Here is a 23,794-nt window from a genome sequence, read left to right as displayed (position 1 = left end):
CAAATTCATTGAGTGTTCAAACAATACAGGGGGGAATCTTGTATGGAAAAATATATTTTGTCTCTAGATCAAGGAACAACGAGCTCTCGTGCTATTTTATTTAATAAAGAAGGACATATTGTACACACGGCGCAAAAGGAATTTACACAAATATTTCCTGAACCAGGCTGGGTTGAGCATAATGCACAAGAAATTTGGGGGACAATCCTTTCTGTCATTGCCACTTGTCTGATCGAGTCAGGTGTGAAGCCGAGCCAGATCGCAGGGATCGGAATTACGAATCAACGTGAGACGACGGTGGTATGGGATAAACAATCGGGTCGTCCTGTATATAATGCGATTGTATGGCAATCGCGCCAAACGAAATCGATTTGTGATGAGCTAAAAGAAGCAGGTCATAGTGAGTTGTTCCGTTCGAAAACAGGATTATTAATAGATTCTTATTTCTCAGGTACGAAAGTAAAATGGATTCTTGACAATGTAGAAGGTGCACGTGAAAAAGCGGAGCGCGGCGAATTGTTGTTCGGAACAATTGACACATGGTTAATATGGAAGCTGACCGACGGCAACGTTCATGTGACCGATTATAGTAACGCATCGCGTACATTGATGTACAATATTCATGAGCTGCGCTGGGATGATGAATTGCTTGAATTGCTCACGATTCCAAAACAAATGCTACCAGAAGTTCGCTCTTCTTCAGAAGTGTATGGTGAAACGGTTGACTTCCACTTCTTTGGTGAAAGTATTCCGATTGCTGGTGCAGCCGGGGACCAACAAGCTGCGTTGTTCGGTCAAGCATGCTTTAACAAAGGTATGGCTAAAAATACGTACGGCACAGGTTGTTTCATGCTAATGAATACAGGTGAGCAAGCTGTTCAATCTTCGCATGGACTATTGACGACGATTGCTTGGGGCATTGACGGTAAAGTCGAATATGCGTTAGAGGGCAGTGTATTCGTTGCCGGTTCAGCTGTGCAGTGGCTGCGCGACGGTTTGCGTATGATTAAAGAATCGAAAGACAGCGAATTGTATGCAAGTAAAGTCGATACGACAGATGGTGTATATGTCGTTCCTGCCTTTGTAGGACTAGGTACACCTTACTGGGATAGTGAAGTGAAAGGCGCAGTATTCGGTTTGACTCGCGGCACGACTAAAGAGCACTTTATTCGTGCAACGTTAGAATCTCTCGCTTATCAAACAAAAGATGTGCTGCAAGCAATGGAAGCGGATTCTGCGATTGAGCTTACAACACTGCGCGTAGATGGTGGCGCGGTTCAAAATAATTTCTTAATGCAGTTCCAAAGTGATATGTTAAACGTTCCGGTTGAATGCCCAAAAGTATATGAGACGACAGCGCTTGGAGCGGCTTATCTTGCAGGTCTTGCTGTTGGCTACTGGGATAGCCGTGAAGAAATTGCTGCTCAGTGGAGCATCGATCGCACGTTCCAGCCTTCTATGGAAGAGGAACAACGCGTGGATTTGTACGATGGTTGGAAAAAAGCAATTGCTGCAACAAAAGTGTTTAAATAAGTTAATTATTATGTTATAATGATTACAAGTTAATAATCGATTCGGTTGGAGAATAGAGAAGCCGCAATTGCACTATCGTCTTGTTTAGAGACTATAGTGTTATTGCGGCTTTTGTTATTTCGGTCACCGATTGCTCAGGAGGTCATACAGATGAAGATGGAATTTAACGCAGCGGGGCGTCACGATATATTGCAATCTATGAAAGAACAGCCTCTCGATGTAATCGTAATCGGTGGTGGTATTACAGGAGCGGGTATTGCGCTTGATGCAGCGACGCGCGGCCTTAACACAGCGTTATTTGAAATGCAGGACTTTGCAGCAGGTACTTCGAGTCGCTCGACGAAGCTTGTGCATGGCGGATTGCGCTATTTGAAGCAATTCGATGTGAAGACGGTAGCTGAAGTAGGGAAAGAGCGTGCCATTGTTTATGAAAATGGCCCACATGTAACAACACCAGAATGGATGCTGCTTCCGTTCCATCGTGGCGGCACGTTTGGTAAGTTCAGCACATCGATCGGACTTCGTGTCTATGACTTCTTGGCAGGTGTGAAACGCAGTGAACGCCGTCGCATGTTTACGGACAAAGAAACGATTGAACGTGAACCGCTATTGAAACGAGAAGGATTAAAAGGCGGCGGTTACTATGTTGAATATCGGACAGATGATGCACGGCTGACGATGGAAGTGATGAAAGAAGCGGTAAGTAAAGGTGCAAAAGCACTGAATTATATGAAAGTAGAGTCGTTCTTGTACAAAGAAGGTAACATTGCAGGCGTGCGTGTAACCGATCAGGTGAATGGTAATCAACATGAATTGTTCGCAAACAAAATTATTAATGCAGCAGGGCCATGGGTGGATGTGCTGCGAGAGCAAGATGGTTCGCGTACGGGTAAGCGTCTTCAAATGTCTAAAGGGGTTCATCTTGTGGTCGATCAGTCGAAGTTTCCACTTAAGCAGGCAATATACTTTGATACGCCTGATGGGCGCATGGTATTTGCCATTCCGCGTGATGGCAAGACGTATGTGGGAACGACGGATACGTTCTATAAGGCAGATCCGATCCATCCGGTAATGACTGCAGAAGATCGTACGTACATCATGGATGCGATTCACTATATGTTCCCTACGGTCCAGCTTACAGTGCAAGATATTGAATCGAGCTGGGCAGGGGTTAGACCGCTTATTTATGAAGAAGGAAAAAGCGCATCCGAAATATCGCGCCGAGATGAAATATGGCAGTCTCCTTCTGGACTAATTACAATCGCAGGAGGAAAGCTGACAGGTTATCGGAAAATGGCGGAGACGATTGTTAATTTGGTGACGAAGCTCATTCATGAGCAAGATGGGCGTTCATTTGCGGCAGCAGCAACGAAACATATGCCGATCTCTGGCGGTCATGTTGGCGGCTCTGCTTCATTCCCGGATTTTGTGAGCAAGATGATAAGTGAAGGGGTAAAACAAGGTTTGGACGTTAAGTTGGCCAAGCGATGGGCACTATTTTACGGTTCCAATGTAGATCGTATCTTTGAACTGGCCCATGCCTATGCTGATAAGTCAGAGCAAGTTGGTCTTCCGCTTGAAGTACTCGTACCGCTTGTATATGCGATGCAGTATGAGATGACGGTGAAGCCGGATGATTTCTTTATTCGTCGTACGGGAGCATTGTTCTTTAATATTGAATGGGTACGTCGCTGGAAACAGCCAGTAATAGATTATATGGCAGCAGCGCAAGGTTGGACGGAAGAGCAGAAGCTGCGCTACACTTTAGAGCTTGAACAAAGTTTGGAACGCGCAGTGACGCCGCAGAACGAAGTGTAGATATTGTAATGTTATTTTCATGGATTTGAAACGATAAACGCCAAGTTCTCATTTTTGTGAGCTTGGCGTTCTGTTTTATACAGTTGTGTTTTATGCGCAGAGATTCAAATAGCTGTGGTGCCAAGCGCTGCACCGTGAAAAAGGCTCCCTTCGTATTAACGGCGAATGTCCGATCGTAAGAACTTTCCGTTACTTGTTCGAATGGTTCAAGCACCGAGATCCCAGCATTTACATGGAGTAAATCTATTTTTCCAAGATGTTGCTCTACGTAAGCTCCTAATGCTTGAATGTCTTCCAATCTCGAGACATCAGACAATACTACATGCACGCGTTCACTACCTAATTCACGTCTTGCCTCTTCCATGTTCTTCGGATTACGGCTTGTAACAAGCACTTCCGCTCCTCCTGTGAGCAGTGCCTTCGCAGTGGCAAGTCCCATGCCATGTGTTCCACCTATAATTACAGCTTTCTTCCCTTGATAGTTACTCATTTGACTTCCTCCTCAAAATGGTTTGGTTTAGCTTCTGACCTCAGTCTAAAGCTTTACACTAGTGTCAAAGTCAAGGGGTTTTTAGAATACACAGAAGCGGCTATTGAAGCAGATAGTCGCTTTTACATATATGAACCTTCTAATTACATGGAAGGTACTTACTGATATAATTCATATTAATTTTACTATTTACTACACTAGATGAAGCAGAGGGGTAGAAGCGTAAGTGAAGCAGCTAAAGAATGTACTTGAACTAATTAAACTTGGCGAAAAATTAAAGATGGAGTTGCGCCATAGCTGGTTATCAAATGGTAGAAGAGAAAGCGTAGCGGAGCACACATGGCGTCTTGCCCTAATGGCAATGGCCATTGAACCCTATTTGCCTAATCGAGTAAACAGTGAGAAGCTGCTCAAAATGATCATTATTCACGACTTGGTTGAGGCTTATGCGAAGGATATTCCTGCATTTGATACGATGAATAATAATGAAGCGAAAGCTTTGAAACATAAAAATGAGATCGCAGCTATTGAGCAGATTCGAGATATACTTGGCGATGAGCATGGTCAGAAGCTCTATGAATACTGGTTCGAATTTGAAGGTAAGGACACGTATGAGGCCAAAGTTGCTAACGCATTGGATAAGCTGGAGGCGCAAATTCAACATAATGAAGCAGATATAGAAACATGGCTGCCAATTGAACACGAAATGACATTTATGTTAGGCAAGCATACCGATTTTGATCCGGTGCTTACAGCATTGAAAAATTTGATTGAACAAGAAGGCCAACAGAAGCTTGCAGCCGCGGGCATCGATGTTGAAAGGCTTAAGCAGCAAAAAGCCTGAAGAAAACGACTAACATAATCGTACAATAAGCACAATTTAAGCACAATGGCGTAATTAACATCATAAGAACGATATAACGATAACCCACAAAATGGAACTCTGAACAAAAGTCCCATTTTGTGGGTTATTTTTTAATGAATCATTTTCATTTTTGATTGTAAGTTTATTGTAAGGTTGCTGAAAGAAGTCAGAAAGATGGGGAATTTACAATACAGATATTACTTGAAAATACAGTCCCAGAGTTACTTGTTTAACCATACTGAGGAGGTAGGTTCATGAAAAAAAGTAAAAAAGCACTTTCACTACTATGTGCACTTATGATGTTATCCGCTTCACTCCCATTGTCTGCTGCAAATGCAGCAGAAGCAGCTCAAGCCCACCAACCAATCCAATATGCAATTGCGCAAGCTAAGCCAGCAGCTAAAAAAGCCGTAGTTCCATTAACAAAAGCGAATGTGGAACAGTTTACGAAGGAGTTTTTTGCTAACCCAGAAATTAAGAAAATCGTAGCGGGAGCAGTAGTTACGGTTGTGAAAGGTAATGAAGTACTGCTCGAGGAAGGCTATGGTTATGCAGATAAAGAGAAGAAGCAGCCAGTAGATTCGGAAGAAACTTTATTTTATATCGGTTCTGTAACCAAAGTATTTACAGCAACGGCCGTACTACAGCTAGTAGAACAAGGTAAGATTGATCTGAATGCGGACATAACGAAATATTTGGGCGATGTTAAAATCAAAAACGAAACAGGAAGCCCAGTTACGGTAAAAGATTTGCTCACTCATACGAGCGGGGTGGAGCATGCGGACACTGGATTTGCGTTTGATGCAGGGTTAGACTCGAGTCGTTATTATTCGATTAAAGATGAATTGTTGAAAAATACATTCCGGATCGTAAATAAGCCTGGCACAGTATACAGCTATGATAATTTCGCATCCCAGTTGCAGGGATATATCGTTGAGCAAGTAACTGGACAAAAATTCGAAGATTATGCCAAAAAACATATTTTTGATGTGCTCGATATGGAAAATACGAGCTATGTGTTAGAGAAGGATGAAGCGGATCAATTGGCAAGTTCCTATGATTCAAAAGGGAATAAGCTCAAGCCAGCCGTATTCAAACCGACAGTTCTACCAGAGGGATCAATGTCTTCTACTGGAGAAGATATGGCTAATTATATGTTAGCTGTACTAAATGGCGGATCGCTTGAAGGGAAGCGCTTTTTGAGTCAAGACTCCTTGTCGAAGATGCTCACACCTCAAGTAAGTATTCACCCTAATGTGCCGAATATGACTTACGGATTTGAATTCTACACCCATCATTTATTTAACGGGCATAATTTTGTTGTAAAGGGTGGCAATTTACCTGGATTCGCTTCTCAAGTTACGTTCCTGCCTGACAAGAAAGTTGGCGTATTTATAAGTGATAACCAAGGAAGCGGCATTCGAGATGTTTATATGTCTGCGTTTATGGATCACTTCTATCCAGATGAGAGACCTGCTCCAACATATTTGAAGCCAACGCAACAACAGCTTGCCAAATTTGAAGGTCGCTATAAAAACTTGCGCATGGGATTTGATGTCACAGAAATTAAAGCGAATAGTGATGGGTCTTTAACTGTAAAAGATGGGCTTGGCAGCACGATATATCGTCAAGTTGATCCGCTCCTCTTTTTAAGTGAAGATGGCTTGCCATTAGCATTTAAAGAAGAGAATGGCAAGGTGAAGTATATCTATACGTTACTGACCTTTGTCACTTGGGCAGAGAAGCTTGATGCGCCAGTTGCCTATACAGATGTGGCTGGAGACCATACGTATCGTAAATATATAGATGGTCTAAGTCCATTAGTTGCAATAGGTGATGAAGGTTCTCATACACTGCAACCGGCTAAAGAGATGACACGTGCAGAGTTTGCTCATGTGCTGATGGAATTGTTTGATATGGGATATCGTAGCCACGATAAACCAGCCTTTAAAGATGTGGGGGGACATAAGTATGTGGATGCTATTAATGAGGCGGTTCATCTCAAAATCATTGATACAAAGACGTTTAAGGACGGGAAGTTTGAGCCAGAGCGAATCATAGAGCGTCAAGAAGCGGCATTGTGGCTGTATAGTTTCCTAAAAGAGTATCCTACGATACCGAAACCTCCAGTAAAGCTCGCAGGAACGACAGATGAGTGGGCGAAAGAAGCGGTACAGTATCTGGCGACCTTCGGATTCTATGGCCCAGAAGTGATTAAAAATCAAGATGGCTCTATCGATTTCTTGTCTAAAAAAGGGTTAAAGCGTCAAGAAGTGGCAGCTATCCTTTACAGACTTGTGTACCCTCATCATTAAGAGAGTAAGTAAAATCAGTTTTATTAAAATATAGATTATAAAATGTAGGCTGTGTGATTACATGAATTAATCATGTTTTCATGCAGCTTTTTTTGTGTTAAATTGTAATATACTGTAAGGGTGCTGAAAGAAGTGAGAAAGAAACAATTTTTAAAATACAAATATTACCTGAAAAATAGTCGTGGAAATGAAGGATTTTCCATGCTGGGGAGGTATAATCATGAAGAATCGTAAAAAATCAGTCGCACTACTATGTGCCCTAATGCTGTCATATGCCTCGCTTCCTATATTTGCTATGACTGCGACAAAAGATATTCCGATTAGTCAACCGATTCTGACTCAACATGTAATCGCGGCCAAACCAGCAGCTAAAAAAGCAGTTGTTCCATTGACTAAGGCGAATGTGGAGAAGTTTACGAAGGAGTTTTTTGCCAACTCGAATATTCATAAATGGGCAGCTGGAGCTGTAGTTACCGTCGTAAATGGCGGCGAAGTGCTGCTTAATGGAGGGTACGGATATTCAGATAAAGAAACGAAGCAGAAGGTGGATCCGAATGAGACCTTGTTCTATGTTGGCTCTGTATCGAAAGTATTTACGGCAACAGCTGTGCTGCAGCTTGTGGAGCAAGGCAAGATTGATTTACATGCAGATATAACGAAGTATGTAGGCGACATGACCCTTAAAAACGAAACCGGAAGTCCGGTTACAGTAAAGGATTTACTCACTCATACGAGTGGTGTAGAGCATGCGGATACTGGATTTTCCATAGACGCAGAGTTGGATTCGAATAAATATTTTTCCATGAAGGACGAGCTGCGGAACAATACATTCCGAATCATAAACAAGCCGGGTACCGTTTATACGTATGATAATTTTGCGTCTCAGTTGCAAGGATATATTGTGGAGCAAGTTACGGGTCAGAAATTTGAAGATTATGCTCAAGAGCATTTGTTTGACGTGTTGGATATGGACAATTCGAGCTTTGTGCTAGAGAAAGAAAAGGCAGATCAGTTGGCGGGTTCATATGATTGGAAGGGGAAAAAGCTTAAGCCAGCCGTGTTTAAACCGACGGTAATGCCAGAAGGATCGTTGTCATCTACAGGTAAGGATATGGCTAATTATATGTTAGCAGTGCTGAATGGTGGAATATTTAAAGGGAAACGATTTTTGAGCAATGACTCTTTGATGAAAATGCTCACTCCTCAAGTGAGTATCCATCCTGATGTACCAAATATGACTTATGGATTTGAGTTTTATACCCATCATGAGTTCAATGGACATGATTTTGTGGTAAAAGGCGGATATATTCCTGGGTTTGTGTCCAAAATTGCCTTCCTGCCTGATAAGAAAGTCGGCGTATTTATAAGTAGCAATCAAGTGAATAACTTACATGGCCTCTACATGTCGGCGTTTATGGATCACTTCTATCCAGATGAAAGACCTGCTCCGAATTACTTACAACCTTCCCAACAACAGCTTCTGAAATTCGAAGGGCGCTATAGAAATTTGCGTCTGGGATACGATATAACCGAAATTAAAGCGAATAGCGATGGTTCTCTAACTGTAAATGATGGTATGGGCAGCACCATATATCGTCAAGTTGATCCTCTTTTCTTTTTAAGCGAGGATGGTTTTCCATTAGCATTTAAAGAAGAAAACGGTAAGGTGAAGTATATCTATACGCTACTAAGCAGTCTTACTTGGGCTGGGAAACTTGAAGCACCAGTAGTTTATGCAGATATTGCGGGAGAGCATCCGTATCGCAAATATGTGGATGGTTTGAGTCCCTTGATTGCATTTGGTGAGGAAGGATCAGCTGTAATGGAACCGACGAAAGAAATGACGCGTGCGGAGTTTGCTCATTTGCTGATAGAACTGTTTGATCTAGGGTATCATCACCACGATAAACCCGCATTTAAGGATGTGGAAGGACACAAGTATGCGGCAGCTATTAATGAGGCTGCTCTAAGTAAACTCATTGATACAGCGAGGATTAAGAATGGAAAGTTCGAGCCAGATCGACTGATAGAGCGTCAAGAGGCAGCAGTATGGATCTACAACGCATTGAAATCTCTTCCAACTGTACCGAGACCGCCAGTTAAGCTTGCAGGAACTACGGATGAGTGGGCACTAGAAGCGGTTCAATATGTGGTAGCGCACGGTTACTATGGACCAGAAGTGAGCAAGCATCAGGATGGTTCGATCGACTTTATGTCCAAAAAAGGATTGAAGCGACAAGAAGCAGCAGCTATACTCTATCAAATTGTGTATCCTGATTACTCGAAGTTAAAGTGATTTAAATTGTTATTATTTACATTATATGAATGAATGTTTAAAAGGGATTGAAAGTAGGTGAATCCGTGATTAAAGCCGTCATCTTTGATCTAGATGGAACGCTGCTCAATCGTGACCTGTCATTGAGATTGTTTGTGGAAGATCAGTACAATAGATACGCTAATCATTTAACTAGAATTCCGAAAACCGTCTTTGTTGCAAGTTTTATTGCGCTTGATAAGTGCGGATATGTATGGAAGGACAGCGTTTATCGACAGCTAATAGAAGAATATCAGTTAGACGAACTTCAATGGGAAACGATGCTGGAAGATTATATCGAGCATTTTCCTAGATTTGCAATCTCTTTCCCCCACACGGTTGAACTCTTGAATTGGCTAAAGGCTCAGCACATCAAAATAGGAATGATAACCAACGGATTTATTCGTTTTCAAACAGCTAATTTGGACGCACTACAAATAAAAGAGTACTTTGACGAGATATTAATTTCTGAGCAAGAAGGGACTAGAAAGCCGGACAAAGAGATATTTGAGCGAGCACTGCATCGATTAAACGTTAAAGCCAATGAAGCCTTGTACGTTGGGGACCATCCTATTAACGATGTTCAAGCATCTATAGACGTGGGCATGAAAGGGATTTGGAAGAAAGCAAGTTATTATACGCGCGAGGTTCAAGCAGATGACACCATTGAAGATTTAATTCAATTGAAAGAAATCGTGACTAAATATCAAGGCTAGTTTTTGTGTTTTATGACTTTAAAGCTTTCGTATGGTAGAGGAGTCTGCAAGATGACGCCTTCTTCTCGTGTATGTAAATTCCTCTAATAGTAGGAAGTGGGATTTGAAGATGAACTTAGTTTGTACTTTTTATCTACTAGTTTGCACTTTTAGCTTTATTTTGAGTAAGTTGATGCGGATTTTGGCATATAATGCTTGTCAACATTTGTATCGTCTCCTATAATTGCAAATGAGATTCAATATCAATTAAGTGAAATCGGGCAGAGTAGGGAGAGAAGCGAACGTGTTCAAACTAGGTAAAAAATCACTTCTTGTACTTGCATCAATGGTGTTATTATTGTCGATTATTACGGGTTGCGGAGCTGGTGGACAAGCAGGAACGACAACCGACTCAAGCAAGCCGGTTGCAGAGAATCAAGCACAAGGAACAAATAATACGCAAACAAGTGAAGCAGAATCGGTTCGAGTTATCGAGCACCCAATGGGGAAAACCGAAGTAAAAGGAACGCCTAAAAGAGTGGTTACCTTGTACCAGGGGGCTACTGATGTTGTCGTTGCACTTGGTGTGAAGCCCGTTGGTGTTGTAGAAGCTTGGGGAGAGAAAAAAGTTTTTGATTACTTAGCTACAGATCTAGAAGGCGTTCCCTTACTTGGTTTGGAAACACAACCTAACCTTGAAGAGATTCATAAGCTTAAGCCTGATTTGATTATTGCATCAAAGTTCCGTCATGAAGAAATTTACAACCAATTGTCTGCCATAGCACCAACGGTTTCGACAGAAGTGCTGTATGACTGGAAAGCAACATTAAAAGTTGCGAGTCAAGCATTGAATATAGAGGAGCAAGGAAATAAGTTGCTGGCTGACTGGGATAGCCGAGTAGCTGACTTTAAACAAAAGATGGGTGACCGCTTGCCAATCGAAGCTTCGATTATTAACTTCAGAGCGGATCATGTACGTATCTACTACATGGGTTATGCAGGCACAATTCTAAAAGAGCTAGGTTTCACAAGACCTGCAGGTCATGACGCAGATACATGGGGCGTTGAAGTAACGTCTAAAGAAAGTATTCCTGATATGAATGCAGATGTCATCTTTAATTTCAATTATGCGGGTAAAGATGCAGAAGCGAACAAAAAGACAGCTGACGAGTGGATGAGTCATCCGCTCTGGAAAAATATCGATGCGGTGAAGAACAATCAAGTTTATCAAGTAAACGACATCATCTGGAATATCGCAGGTGGGTACAAATCGGCTCATATGCTACTAGATGGTCTATATGATACGTTTAAACTTGAAAAATAGTCCACACGTTTATCTAACTTATGAAAGAGTGAGATTATGTTTCACCTTTATGCAAATGTGAAAATGAAAGTAGCAGGCTTTTGCCTGCTACTCCTTCTATTAGCGGGGGCTTTTGTGTCTAGTATCATTTTTGGACGAACACCCCTTACTTTTTCTACTGCCATGCAAGCTTTCCTCCAATATGATGCAGCTTTAATCGAACATGTCATTGTTATAACAGAACGGCTACCTCGCGCTGTTATTGCTACAGTAGTCGGAGCCAGTTTGGCTGTTGCGGGTGCGCTTATGCAAGCTTTAACACGCAACCCACTAGCTTCGCCTAGTACATTTGGTATTAATGCGGGTGCTATCTTCTTTATTGTAATCGCTATCGTTGTATTTTCGGTATCATCATTAGTTCAATTAACATGGGTTGCCTTCGTGGGGGCGGCAATTTCTGCTGTTATTGTGTATAGTCTAGGTTCTATGGGTAAAGATGGATTGACTCCGGTCAAGATTGTGTTAGCAGGAACAGCCATTACGGCTTTGTTTGTTTCGTTCACGCAGGCTGTCCTAGTGCTCGACGAAACGGGATTGCAAGATGTGATGTTCTGGTTGGCAGGCTCCATCAGCGGCCGTACATTGGACATGTTGACTCCTGTACTTCCTTACATGGCAGTAGCAGGAGTTATGTCCTTATTTATGGGCAGAGCGATCAATTTGCTTATTACCGGCGATGACATTGCGAAAGGGATGGGACAGAATACGCTTCTCGTAAAATGTATGATGGGTGCTATCATTGTGCTGCTTGCAGGCAGCTCCGTAGCAGTAGTAGGTGCCGTAGGTTTTATAGGTTTAGTCGTACCGCATCTATCCCGTGCATTTGTAGGAAACGACTATCGTTTGCTAATCCCGTTTTCAGCTTTAGCAGGTGCAGTATTGTTATTATCTGCTGATGTCATAGCAAGATTGCTCATTATGCCGACAGAAATTCCAATTGGCGTCATGACAGCTTTAATTGGCGGTCCCTTTTTTGTGTATATTGCCCGTAAGGGGGTAACAAAAATTTGAGACAGCATATTACTTTTCGTAATAAAAGCGACTCCATTTCTGTACAAATGGAAAGGAAATCATTACTTGTTATTATCGTTCTTTTCTTCCTTTCCATATTAGCGGTGATCGCAGGCACTAGCTTAGGAAATACAGTGATACCGCCTCTGGAAGTCGTTCAATCCATTTTGAAAATTGGATCGGGTGAGCATGATTTCGTTATTCACACGTTAAGGCTCCCGCGAGTTCTTGTTGCACTATTGGTTGGTGCTGCATTAGGAGTATCAGGAGCTATCTTACAAGGAATAATTCGAAATCCGCTCGCTTCACCCGACATTATTGGTATAACTGGCGGAGCATCTGTTGCTGCGGTTGCTTTTGTCACTTTCTTGACAGGAACAGTAAGCATTTCATTCATGCCTTTTGCTGCTATTATAGGTGCGATGATTGTGTCTGTCACGATCTACTTGCTAGCTTGGAAAAATGGTGTGTCGCCGATACGCCTAGTACTCGTTGGAATCGGCTTATCAGCTATTATGGGAGCAGGAACGACGTTTATGCTTGTTATGAGTCCTTATTTCACAGCAGGGAAAGCCTATATTTGGCTGACAGGCAGTGTATATGGCTCTACATGGGAAGATGTATTTCTGATCTTACCGGTAACGGCAATAGCCATCCCTTGTGTTGTCATATTGGCACGCAATTTGAATTTGCAAGAGTTTGGCGATGAAGTGGCTACCGGTTTGGGCGCCGCTGTTCAGCGACAGCGCTTAGTGTTGCTTGCTCTAAGTGTGCTGCTAGCAGGTGTTGCAGTGTCCATCGGTGGAGCTATTGGATTTGTAGGACTAATCGCACCTCATATTGCTAGAAAACTGGTAGGGCGCCCTTTTGGCAGCTTAGTCGTTGTATCGGCCTTAATTGGTTCGATGCTGGTCTTCGTTGCTGATTGGATTGGCCGCACTGCTTTTTATCCATTAGATATTCCTGCTGGTATATTCACCGCAGGTGTAGGTGCACCATTCTTTCTTTATTTGCTGTTTAAGAATCGAAATCAATTATAAGAACATTACATGAATAGAGGGAGAATTGATGGCAGTACAGTTTACACCAGATGAGTTGGAAATGTTAACAACAAAATATCGATTCACAATGGAGGAGTCTTCGGATGAAATCTATTCGATTCGTGCGCTAGATTTTCTAGACAAAGATACCAATATTGCGTATTTTGAGAAAGTTGCGAGTATATACGAATCCACCTCTGAAGTGGTTACCGTTTCCTTGTTTGCAAAACGATACGCTTGCCTTGGCATCGCCTCAGGGTTATATGCGATGTCGATGTATAACAAAAGTATGGATTTCGCTCTAGAAAATTGCCATATGGAATCCATATTTCATGGAGAAGCATGGCTTCCGTGCGTGCGCCTAACGAATAGCGAAGTTTCTCAGCCTGAAGTGGGTTCACGTAATGAGTGGCGTGATCGAGTCATTCAAAATATATTTGCAGATAATATTGCTAGAGTTTGGGATTCTTTTGCCAAGTCCGTTAAAATTTCGAAGTCAGTTCTCTGGGAAAATACTGCGATTTATGTATATTGGCTGTATGAGAATCAATTCGGTGAAGGGGCGAGTGCTTGTCAGCAGTCTCAACTTCTTGAAGACTATCAGTACTTAGTTGAGCAAGCACCTGCTCATCTCTTCGGCGAAACGAGAAATCCATTAAAGAAGTTTAATAGCCCCAAGAAGGTAACAACTGCATCAGAAACACCGCTTCGCATTCGCAAAACGTGCTGTTACTATTATCAAGTTTCGGATGACAATGAATATTGTCCGACATGCCCCAAAATTAAACATGAGTTTGTTTCCGTATAAGCAATTGTGAAATTATTAGTTTTAATTTAAATAGATATATAAGTGCTTTGTTTATTTAGAAAACAAAGTGCTTATTATCTATATTATGGATAAGACCGATAGCTGTTATTAAGAATTAGTGGTTGACAATAATCACTAAAATCTATTATATTTTCACTAATTTGATAGTGATTATCATTATCAATTACAAATTTCATATATCCCTTCATATGTATTTGCAAGTGTAGAAGAGATGAACCGAACAGCATCTAGATTCATGGGGGAGGAGGACTTCGGAAGCAGAAGACGTGTGATTCTGCCGAACGACGATACTTTGTTTAGGGAGGATTTGTAATGACACAGCAAACCAGTCAAAACTTACAGAATAAATTAATAATGAGTAAAGCAAAAGAAATGCAAATAGATTGCAAACTGTTGCTTGCAGGCTGTGAAGATTTTTTAGAACTAACGTATAGAGGCAAAACAATTATTATTAACAAAACAAGATCTCACAAGCTGCCATTACTCTCCGGATTTTTGGCTAAAAATAAAGAGGCGTCCAATCTGCTGCTGGAAAGAGCAGGCCTGCCTGTACCCGCGTATATCGTAGTTCCACAGATGTGCGATGAAGCCGAACATTTTCTGCATACGTATCGGAATGTAACGGTTAAGCCGTTAGATGCTAGCTGCAGTATCGGCGTTACATTGGGAATCAAATCGGTAGAGCAGTTAACACATGCGGTTCAGCTTGCGAAGCAGCATAGCGATAAAATTATGATACAAAAATATGTCGACGGCAATGACTATCGTGTACTCGTTATAGCTGGAAAAGTAGTTGCTGTTATCGGATATGAGCTTGCAACCGTTGAAGGCGATGGCCAATCTACTATAGAACAGCTAATCTATCAGCATAACGAAGCTCGATTCCTCCGGAACGAGGTCTGTGAAATCGAATCCTTCCCTGCAATTAACGTCCAGTCGAGTGCATTGCATGCGAAATTACGAGCGCAAGGTAAATCGATTGAAGATGTCTTAGATCAGGGTGAGCGTGTAGATCTGTTCTCGATTGATAACATACCGGCTGGCGAAATTAGTGAAATGAATAGGAATCAAACGAATGATATTTGTACGGCTAATATCACGATCGCAGTTGAAGCTGCACAAGCATTGAATATTGATGTCGCTGGTATCGATATAAGATGCAAAGATATAACCGCTCCGATTACCATTGAAAATGGGGGCATCCTCGAAGTAAATGCACTGCCTGATATGTCAACTCATCTCCTTCCTTTTCAAGGATCTTCAATTGATGTGTACAAAGCCTACTTGGAATATTTGTTTGAAGATTAATAACGGACTCACATACATGTACAAAGGAGCAAACTACCATGATTACAACAAATGTAGAGAACGAATACTATAAGCTTCAATCTGAAAAGGAATCCAATGCAAGATCGTATCCACGCAAATTTCCTCTTATTATTAAGAAAGCCAAAGGCACGATTATTACAGATACAGATGGCAAACAATACTATGATTGCCTTGCAGGTGCAGGGACATTAGCACTAGGGCATAATCACGAGGTCGTAACAGAAGCAATTAAGGATGTATTAGAGCAACAGCTACCACTTCACACACTAGACTTAGCTACTCCGTTGAAAATAGAGTTCATGCAAGAGATTTTCTCTATCTTGCCAGAAGAATTGAAAGATTCCGCAAAAATTCAATTCTGTGGCCCAACAGGTGCAGATGGAGTAGAAGCAGCTATTAAGCTTGTGAAAACGGCAACTAAAGGAAAATCAATACTGGCTTTCCATGGTGGTTATCACGGTTCTACTCAAGCCACGATGGCGATGAGCGGCAACTTGAGCAAGAAGCAGCATTTGCAAAGTCTGCTGCCGGATGTTCATTTCTTACCATTCCCCTATGAATATCGCTGCCCGTTCGGGGTAGGTGGAGAGCAAACCTCTCAAATAAGCGCGCATTATATCGAACATTTACTAGATGATTGTGAAAGCGGCATTGCTGCTCCTTGCGGCGTCATCGTTGAAACGGTTCAAGGAGAAGGCGGTTCCGTTCCTGCTGCTATTCAATGGTTGAAAGAGCTGCGTCGAATTACAGCAGAACGAGGAATTCCTTTAATTATTGATGAAGTGCAAACGGGGATTGGTAGAACGGGTAAAATGTTCTCCTTCGAACATGCTGATATTGTTCCAGATGTGATCGTTTGCTCAAAAGCAATTGGTGGAAGCTTGCCGATGTCTGTAGTTATCTATAAAGAAGAATTGGACAAATGGAATCCAGGTGCACATACAGGAACATTCCGCGGCAACCAAATGGGCATGGCGACAGGACTAGCTACATTGAAGTATATGAAGGAACATGATGTGCTTGAAAATGTTAAAGATCGCAGTAATCAGTTTTTTGAATATTTGAATGGTTTGAAACATAAATACGAAGTCATTGGCGATGTTCGCGGTAGAGGGCTAATGATCGGCGTAGAAATTGTGAATCCAAGTGGCCGTAAAGATCAACTAGGTCACTACCCTCAATTCGGCGAATTAACGGCACATATTCAAGAAAGATGCTTTGCTAATGGACTTATTATTGAAGTCGGGGGACGTCGTTCTGCTGTGCTTCGCTTTTTACCACCACTTACTATTTCCGCGCTTGAAACAGCTAAAGTGCTAGATATTTTTGAGAAATCCGTCAAAGAAGCCGTTGAGCTCATAACGAATTCATGATAAAGCCAGGTTACTTGAATAAGCACGCTGTGCTATTTTCAATTTTTACAGGTGCGTTCTCATTAGTTCTTACCAATAGTGCATTTAACATCTTATTGCCTAAGTTCGTGAGTATGTATGGTATTTCAACCTCATTAGGTGGATGGATAATCGCGCTTTATATGTTGGCGATGACCATTACATTGCCTCTGACATCATTGGTCGTTGATCGTTTAGGCAGAAAGCGTACGTATTTGTTAGGAATCGGCTTATATGGTACTTTCTCGATCATAGGCGGTTTGTTCTATTCCTATGTAGAAATTGTGATGGTAGTCCGATTTGTCCATGGAGTTGCAGCCGGATTAATGATCCCGTTGTCATTAGTGTTGTTATTTGATTGTTATGAAAAAGAAGCGCGTGGTAGAGTGACTGGGATATGGGGCATGCTGCTTATGATTGCGCCTGCAATTGGTCCAACATTAGGCGGCATCATTATGGAAGTGGGGGAGCTACGTCATCTATTCTGGATCAATGTTCCGTTCGCGCTCTTTTCGATCATCATGTGTGCTGCGCAAATCAAACCGTACGAACCAGCTCGTAGAAAGTCCATTCATATGGAAGGCATTATACTGCTCATAACGAGCATTGCTTTGCTCAGTTTAGGTATTCAACTCCTTTCAAACCCCGCTGTATCCAAGTGGATCGTGTATTTATCGTTTGGATTAGGTGCTGTGGCTTTGATTCGCTTTATTCAAAAGGAAAACAGGAGAGAAGAACCGATTATTCGCTATAAGCTTCTGCGAGGAAATCCAATTTTCAGGACAGTAGTTATCATTTCGGTCATACAGGATATCGTTATGTTCGGTGCGATCTTCGTTCTTCCACTGTTGTTTCTTGAGGTATTTGGCTTATCACCTTCTGTCATTGGTGCGATGTTCATTCCAACTGCGATCTGTACGAGCATATTTGTGTGGATTGGCGGCAAGTGGATGGATTCAGGGAGATCATTGAATTTTATCTTAGTTGGCGTTGGATTTATCGTCATTTCTATGATGGCTTTTGCTTTTTTACCGCGAAGCATTTCTATCATCGTTATCGTTCTCTTTATGGCATTACGAGGGATTGGAATGGGGCTATCTGATATGACGATTACGACGATCGGGCTTAATTCGTTGCCAGAAGAAGACATGCATGAAGGATCTGCGTTATCGAGTACGATTGAACGTTTGCTATCATCCTTTGCCGTAATGTTGTTAGCTTTATATTACGATGTTCGATGGCAGATGTTAGTCCAAACGGGTGAATCAGTTGAATATGCGAAGTGGCTTGCCCTCAAAGAAGAGTGTATCGTATTGGGCAGTCTTCTATTACTTACATTGCCACTAATTTTATTCATAAATAGGAAGAAGGTAGACATCGTTGTTGGAAGTGAAAACAAGTCAGCTGTCTAATCGTCAAGAACGAGCGAATTACTATACATGTAAGACGTTGTTAAATTGCTATATTCGAGAATTTTGCCAAGAGAATCGTCATCTATTATCTATCGATGCTAACAGCCAGACATTTACACTTTATTTTCCAGCTAGTAAAGTGACCGTGTCGGGAACGTTTTCTTTTTATTCAGCTATCGGTGAACATGAATATAAGGATATTTACGTACAACAAGGGCAGGCGCTGGATTACCCTGAACTCGTCCAGTGGATGGTGAGAGAGCTACAGCAGCAGGATTCACTAGTAACAGACAAGAGCAGGCTGGATTTCTCCAAAAGAATTGATAACAGCTATCGCAACTTAGCATTATTTCTAAAGCATACTTCTTATTCTCCTATATATGATTATTTATCATCAGAACAATCTTTGCTGTATGGGCATCCGTTTCATCCGTTTCCTAAGAACACATTAGGTTTTACGGAAGATGAAGTAAGCGCGTATTGTCCCGAGCTTCAACCTTCATTTCCATTATGCTATTTGGCTATTAAGAAGCATGTTTATCAAGAAGAGTGGGTGTATCTAGGACGACACACGAAGCTGCACGATACGGTTGAAGCACAAGCTCAAGCGATACTTGCAGAAAAACGAGACGAGTACGAAATATTACCGATTCATCCTTGGCAGTACAAGCATGTGCAATCAGTGAAAGCAGTAAAAGACTATATTGCACAAGAGAACATTATTCTTTTAGGGAGCTTTGGGCCTATCGCATATCCGACTTCTTCGGTACGAACAGTGTATGTTCCTGACATGGAATGCAATATCAAACTATCGTTGAATATTCAAATTACAAATATGATGAGAAACAACAACAAGGAACAAATGCGCAGAACGTTGGATGCATCCAACTATTTGCTGCAGCACCATTGCTTTGATGATGACCCACATACCGAAATTTCTTACGAGGAAGGTGTTTGTACGTGTCAATTTGAAGATGATGAGCTTACAAAATTGTTCACCATTGCTTATCGTCCGATCCAGTTTGACGTAACGTCAACGTTTGTGTTGTCCAGCTTAATTGAAGCTCCTAGAGCAGGAGAGCCAGCAAGACTATTTTCCCTTATTGATCGCAATCAGCTTGAGCCATGGTTTAGACGCTATTTAGAAATATCGCTCTTGTCGATTGTTCGCGTAGCTGAAGAAAAAGGTATTCATTTTGAAGCACATTCGCAAAACTGCTTAGTAACGATTAAAAATGGTATGCCGCACACCTTCATTATTCGAGATTTGGAAGGTGTGAGTGTGAATCAAGAGAAAGTGGCGGATCAAATTGATAAGTCAGGCCTGCTATTTTATGAAAAAGAGAAGGCTTGGGCGCGTACTTCGTACTATTTTATCGTCAATCATTTAGGTTCATTGATTCATGCACTTGCGAGCGGCATACAAGCAACAGAGGAATATTTCTGGAACATCGTACGTGATGTGCTCACGAAAGAAGTAGAACAGCATCACAATGAGTATGTCCTGCATCTGTTAGAGGCGGAAGGTTTTTATGCGAAGCGGAATATGATGAGCTGTCTTGCCGGAGTGAGTGAGACGCCTTCTTACGTTCTAGTGAACAACATCATGAACCAATTAGGGAGTGGAACAAGTGAGTCAAGCAAGTCATTTTAGTAAAACAGAGGCTGTATGCCTAGATGAAGTTAAAGAAAGAATTATGCGTCAGACGATGGAAGCGATGCTGTTCGAAGGCATTATTAACGTAGTGAAAAATAACCGAGTATGGACTTTTACTGGAAAAAATGCGGAAGACGGCACTGTGCATTATTCGTGTGAAGCGGATGAGAAGTGGTCTTTTGGCAGGGTGAAAATAGATAAAAACTCGATAAAAAGAGAAGGCGAACCATGCACCAATATTTATGTGTTTTTGGAAGAAGTGATTCAAAATAGTTTGGATGGTACGCTTAAAAATCAATTTATCGATGAGTTGTTAGAAACGTTAGCAAAAGATAAGCAATCTAAAGTATATCAGGCGGATGAGATTCCAGCAGGGGACATGCACTATGAAGCATTAGAGAGCCATATGGCTGACGGGCATCCTTATCATCCGAGCTACAAATCAAGAATTGGCTTCTCTCTAGAGGATAATTATTTGTACGGGCCAGAGTTTAATCAAGACATTGCCTTGCAGTGGATTGCGGTAAGTGATCAGCTCGCAGATGTCGCGGTTTCAAAAGCAAGTTCCCTAGAGGAGATGTACAAGCTTCATCTTACAAATGAGGATATGGAGCGATTTGCACAAATCTTGAAAGAGAAGGGTTCTAGCGATAAGCGATATATTTTCATACCGGTGCATCCATGGCAAATGGAACATCGCACACCTTCCTTGTTTATACAGCAATTAATCGATAAAGATATGGTGCTCTTAGGGACCTCGAATAGCATGTACCGTGCCCAGCAATCGATACGTTCCATGTCACATCGCAATCGTACAGATGCACCTTATATTAAGCTAGCTATGAGTTTGATAAACACATCCACGAGCCGTATTTTGGCACATCATACAACGCAAAATGCTCCACTGATTAGCGATTGGCTGCACCATATTATTCAAAATGATGAACTTTTGCAAGGAGAAGGATTTCACTTTTTAAGAGAAGTAGTTGGCATATCTGTCCGCTACAATAAGCTAAATGCAATCCAATATCGCTCGGCTTACGGAACGCTTGGTGCCGTATATCGCGAAAATGTTTCCACGTATTTGGAAGAAGGCGAAGAGGCATGGCCGTTAAATGCGATCACACTTATCCAGAAAAACGGCAAGTCCTTCATTCAAGACGCTGTTGAGCAGCATGGGATCGAGAAATGGAGCGAGGCGCTCATTAAAGTCGTATCGCTTCCGATCATCCATCTGTTGTATGCGCATGGAATTGCACTGGAGTCACATTCGCAAAACATTATATTAGTCGTGAAAAATAACTTGCCAGTCAAAATCATGATTAAAGATTTGCACGATAGTGTTCGGTATATGACCAAGCATCTTCTTCACCCAGAGTGGGCGCCGCAGTTGCATCCTGAGCCAGAAACCCATCGTAAATTTAATCGTTACTCGTTCCTGCAAGCGGAAACGGTGTCTGAAGTAAGAGACTATACGTTTGATGCGTTCTATTTTATTTGTATGACGGAAATTTGTTTCACATTGGAGAAGTTTGGTTTGCGTGAAGAGGACTTCTGGCGTTCATGTACAGAGACCATTCTAAACTATCAATCGGAGCATCCCGAATACAATGAGAGATTCGAGCTGTTCAATTTATTTTCAGAAGACGGCCTAATCGAAGAAATGACGAAGCGTCGTATTTATGGCGATGGCGAGCTATTCTTCCGAAAGGTTAGAAACCCTTTATTAGAGGCCAAAGGGATTTTAATATGAGAAAGAATAAACTGAAAGAAAAAATAAATCGAAATGAGTCCGTATATGGACTATTTGTCTCGATTCCGCATCCGATTGTCATCGAGCTGATCGGGTATGCCGAGTACGACTTTGTCATTATTGATTATGAACATGCATCAACGAATATGGAAACGATTGAAGATATGATTCGAGCTGCTGAATTGCTAGATATTACACCGCTCGTACGCATTTCTAAAGTGGATCGGAATGAAATATTGAAAGTGCTGGATAGTGGCGCTCAAGGAATTGTCATTCCTCATGTGGAGTGCAAAGAGCAAGTCGAGAAGGCTATCTCTTACTCCTATTATCATCCGATTGGCATGAGAAGTTTGAACAGTGGGCGGCCCGGCGCTTTCGCCAAGTATTCGTTAACCGAATATATCAAGGAAGCGAATGAAGAGATTATGATCGTTCCCATGATAGAAAGTGAAGCGGGCGTTGTTGAAAGTGAAGCGATTTTATCGATACCACAAGTTAGCTTTGTATTAGAAGGAGCAGCGGATCTATCGCAATCGCTAGGAGTGCCATGGGATACGGATCATCCTGAAGTACAGCGCTGTTTAGAACAAGTATATGAAACGTCCAAGCGCTGCGATGTACCGTATGCGATTGTTTCTCGAAGCGTGGAACAACATGCGAAGTGGGTTGAGCGCGGGGTTCATATTTTTGTACTTGGAGATGACCGGAATACAGCGTTTCGAGCCTATAGAACAAAGCGTGAAGACTACCGACAGGTGATGGGTGGGAGCCAATGAATCAAGTTGTTGAAAAATGGATCACAGACTGGCATGTTCACAATGATGAGCCTGTCTGTGCGTATATTTACGATTTAAAGGGCATTCAAAATCATGTGAAAGCGATGCTAGAAACGATGCCTAGCCAAACGAACTTATTTTATGCGATTAAAGCAAATCCTGATCCGAACATTATTGAAGCGTTGGTGCCTTACGTGAAAGGATTTGAAGTGGCATCCATCGGAGAACTTTTGAAAGTAAGAGGGGTTTCCTCTGATGTTCCTATTTTATTTGGAGGACCTGGGAAGAAAGACTATGAGCTTGAGACGGCGATTAAACAAAACGTGACGTATTTGCATGTTGAAAGTTTGTTAGAGCTGCGCAAAATCATCCTGTTAGCTAAGAAATGGGAGCGGACTACGCAGATCTTGCTGCGCATTAATGTGAGGACGAACACGTTGCCCAAAACGAAAATATCGATGGGTGGACGCCCAACTCAATTTGGACTGGATGAGCAGTTGCTTGAAGAAGCTATAGCCATACTGAAAGACGTTGACAATACGCATGTTCAACTTAGCGGGTTCCACTTCCATTCGCTCTCGAACAATTTGCATGCCGAGCTGCATGTGGACATGGTCCAGTTTTATGTACAGACCGTAAAAGAATGGGAGCGGTTGTACGGGCTGGATGTTGAAGTTATCAATGCCGGCGGTGGGTTTGGTGTTACTTATGACGGTACGCCGAGCTTCGATTGGGAATTGTTTACGTCGTTGTTGGCTCAGAACGAAGCGTTGCAAGCTTTGGGAGACACGCAGCTGTTCTTTGAGCCAGGAAGATTTATCGTTGCCGATTATGGCTACTATGCAGCTGAAGTGGTGGATATTAAGCAGTCGCAGGATCAATGGTTTGCGGTGTTACGAGGTGGAACACATCATAATCGATTGCCTGCATCATGGGGGCATAATCATCCGTTCCGTATTGTTCCGCTTGATAGATGGACGTATCCATTTGCGCGCCCAGAAATCATCAATGGACAAGCTACCATCGTTGGTGAGCTGTGCACGCCGAAGGACCAACTTTATGCAAATGCTGAATTGGAGCAATTACGTGTGGGGGATGTGCTCTTGTTCGAGAAGTCAGGCGCTTATTGCTGGACGATTTCCCATCATGATTTTTTAGGACATCCACATCCGAAATTTTACTATATAACGGAAGGAAATTAGG

At 42.0% G+C, this 23,794-nt stretch carries 17 protein-coding genes and 1 pseudogene; 17 read left to right on the top strand and 1 reads right to left on the bottom strand.

Translation table 11 applies throughout. From position 1 onward, the window contains the following. Positions 1-42: 42 nt before the first annotated feature. Positions 43-1,533 (top strand): glycerol kinase GlpK, encoded by a 1,491-nt coding sequence (glpK, locus tag IFO66_RS13190; protein ID WP_192025584.1) that lies wholly within the window; start codon positions 43-45, stop codon positions 1,531-1,533. A gap of 156 nt (positions 1,534-1,689) precedes the next feature. Then, positions 1,690-3,351, top strand: a complete 1,662-nt coding sequence (locus IFO66_RS13185; RefSeq protein WP_192025630.1) for a glycerol-3-phosphate dehydrogenase/oxidase — start codon at positions 1,690-1,692, stop codon at positions 3,349-3,351. Positions 3,352-3,469: 118 nt separating this feature from the next. Here the strand turns inward: IFO66_RS13185 and IFO66_RS13180 are convergent. Then, positions 3,470-3,841: pseudogene (locus IFO66_RS13180) on the bottom strand (SDR family NAD(P)-dependent oxidoreductase); the annotation flags it as partial. Between the two features lie 280 nt (positions 3,842-4,121). Between IFO66_RS13180 and IFO66_RS13175 the strand changes: the two are divergent. The 15 genes from IFO66_RS13175 (at position 4,122) to IFO66_RS13105 (ending at position 23,793) form a co-directional block, all read left to right on the top strand. Then, on the top strand, positions 4,122-4,685 hold the full coding sequence (locus tag IFO66_RS13175; RefSeq protein ID WP_192025629.1) for an HD domain-containing protein: 564 nt from the start codon (positions 4,122-4,124) through the stop codon (positions 4,683-4,685). A gap of 275 nt (positions 4,686-4,960) precedes the next feature. Then, entirely contained in the window at positions 4,961-7,021 is a 2,061-nt protein-coding gene (locus IFO66_RS13170) for a serine hydrolase domain-containing protein (RefSeq protein WP_192025583.1), read from the top strand. Positions 7,022-7,241: 220 nt separating this feature from the next. Continuing rightward, positions 7,242-9,317, top strand: a complete 2,076-nt coding sequence (locus IFO66_RS13165) for a serine hydrolase domain-containing protein (protein ID WP_192025582.1) — start codon at positions 7,242-7,244, stop codon at positions 9,315-9,317. A 65-nt stretch (positions 9,318-9,382) separates the two neighbouring features. After that, a complete protein-coding gene (locus tag IFO66_RS13160; protein ID WP_192025581.1) occupies positions 9,383-10,051 on the top strand; it encodes an HAD-IA family hydrolase in 669 nt (222 codons plus the stop codon). 283 nt (positions 10,052-10,334) lie between these two features. Next, positions 10,335-11,354, top strand: coding sequence for an ABC transporter substrate-binding protein (locus tag IFO66_RS13155; protein WP_337913023.1), 1,020 nt, complete (start codon positions 10,335-10,337; stop codon positions 11,352-11,354). A 36-nt stretch (positions 11,355-11,390) separates the two neighbouring features. Then, on the top strand, positions 11,391-12,404 hold the full coding sequence (locus tag IFO66_RS13150) for a FecCD family ABC transporter permease (RefSeq protein ID WP_192025580.1): 1,014 nt from the start codon (positions 11,391-11,393) through the stop codon (positions 12,402-12,404). After that, positions 12,401-13,444, top strand: coding sequence for a FecCD family ABC transporter permease (locus IFO66_RS13145; protein ID WP_225445745.1), 1,044 nt, complete (start codon positions 12,401-12,403; stop codon positions 13,442-13,444). The genes IFO66_RS13150 and IFO66_RS13145 overlap by 4 nt, the downstream gene beginning before the upstream one ends. A gap of 28 nt (positions 13,445-13,472) precedes the next feature. Next, positions 13,473-14,252, top strand: a complete 780-nt coding sequence (locus IFO66_RS13140; RefSeq protein WP_192025579.1) for a (2Fe-2S)-binding protein — start codon at positions 13,473-13,475, stop codon at positions 14,250-14,252. A gap of 333 nt (positions 14,253-14,585) precedes the next feature. Then, positions 14,586-15,581 (top strand): ATP-grasp domain-containing protein, encoded by a 996-nt coding sequence (locus IFO66_RS13135; protein WP_192025578.1) that lies wholly within the window; start codon positions 14,586-14,588, stop codon positions 15,579-15,581. After that, the gene (locus IFO66_RS13130) at positions 15,581-16,975 is read left to right on the top strand and encodes a diaminobutyrate--2-oxoglutarate transaminase (RefSeq protein ID WP_337913036.1); all 1,395 of its coding nucleotides are present in this window, start codon (positions 15,581-15,583) and stop codon (positions 16,973-16,975) included. Before IFO66_RS13135 ends, IFO66_RS13130 begins: the two co-directional genes overlap by 1 nt. 29 nt (positions 16,976-17,004) lie before the next feature. After that, positions 17,005-18,405, top strand: coding sequence for an MFS transporter (locus IFO66_RS13125; protein ID WP_337913018.1), 1,401 nt, complete (start codon positions 17,005-17,007; stop codon positions 18,403-18,405). Then, complete coding sequence (locus IFO66_RS13120) at positions 18,383-20,059, top strand: IucA/IucC family protein (protein WP_337913034.1); 1,677 nt, start codon at positions 18,383-18,385, stop codon at positions 20,057-20,059. The genes IFO66_RS13125 and IFO66_RS13120 overlap by 23 nt, the downstream gene beginning before the upstream one ends. After that, positions 20,037-21,815 carry an IucA/IucC family protein gene (locus IFO66_RS13115; RefSeq protein WP_337913016.1) on the top strand — a complete coding sequence of 593 codons (1,779 nt, stop codon included), beginning with the start codon at positions 20,037-20,039 and terminating at the stop codon, positions 21,813-21,815. The genes IFO66_RS13120 and IFO66_RS13115 overlap by 23 nt, the downstream gene beginning before the upstream one ends. Further along, positions 21,812-22,591: an HpcH/HpaI aldolase family protein gene (locus IFO66_RS13110; protein WP_192025574.1), complete on the top strand. Its 780-nt coding sequence runs from the start codon at positions 21,812-21,814 to the stop codon at positions 22,589-22,591. The genes IFO66_RS13115 and IFO66_RS13110 overlap by 4 nt, the downstream gene beginning before the upstream one ends. Then, positions 22,588-23,793 carry a type III PLP-dependent enzyme gene (locus IFO66_RS13105; protein WP_192025573.1) on the top strand — a complete coding sequence of 402 codons (1,206 nt, stop codon included), beginning with the start codon at positions 22,588-22,590 and terminating at the stop codon, positions 23,791-23,793. Before IFO66_RS13110 ends, IFO66_RS13105 begins: the two co-directional genes overlap by 4 nt. Position 23,794: the final 1 nt, after the last annotated feature.

Source organism: Paenibacillus arenosi, assembly GCF_014841135.1.
Classification (GTDB): Bacteria; Bacillota; Bacilli; order Paenibacillales; family Paenibacillaceae; genus Paenibacillus_B; species Paenibacillus_B arenosi.
This window is presented reverse-complemented; position numbering and strand designations above follow the sequence as displayed.

Coding starts and splice junctions, on each gene's coding strand:
- IFO66_RS13140 (WP_192025579.1), top strand. CDS start 13,473: ATGGCAGTACAGTTTACACCAGATGAGTTGGAAATGTTAACAACAAAA.
- IFO66_RS13150 (WP_192025580.1), top strand. CDS start 11,391: ATGTTTCACCTTTATGCAAATGTGAAAATGAAAGTAGCAGGCTTTTGC.
- glpK (WP_192025584.1), top strand. CDS start 43: ATGGAAAAATATATTTTGTCTCTAGATCAAGGAACAACGAGCTCTCGT.
- IFO66_RS13185 (WP_192025630.1), top strand. CDS start 1,690: ATGGAATTTAACGCAGCGGGGCGTCACGATATATTGCAATCTATGAAA.
- IFO66_RS13135 (WP_192025578.1), top strand. CDS start 14,586: ATGACACAGCAAACCAGTCAAAACTTACAGAATAAATTAATAATGAGT.
- IFO66_RS13175 (WP_192025629.1), top strand. CDS start 4,122: ATGGAGTTGCGCCATAGCTGGTTATCAAATGGTAGAAGAGAAAGCGTA.
- IFO66_RS13165 (WP_192025582.1), top strand. CDS start 7,242: ATGAAGAATCGTAAAAAATCAGTCGCACTACTATGTGCCCTAATGCTG.
- IFO66_RS13170 (WP_192025583.1), top strand. CDS start 4,961: ATGAAAAAAAGTAAAAAAGCACTTTCACTACTATGTGCACTTATGATG.
- IFO66_RS13110 (WP_192025574.1), top strand. CDS start 21,812: ATGAGAAAGAATAAACTGAAAGAAAAAATAAATCGAAATGAGTCCGTA.
- IFO66_RS13105 (WP_192025573.1), top strand. CDS start 22,588: ATGAATCAAGTTGTTGAAAAATGGATCACAGACTGGCATGTTCACAAT.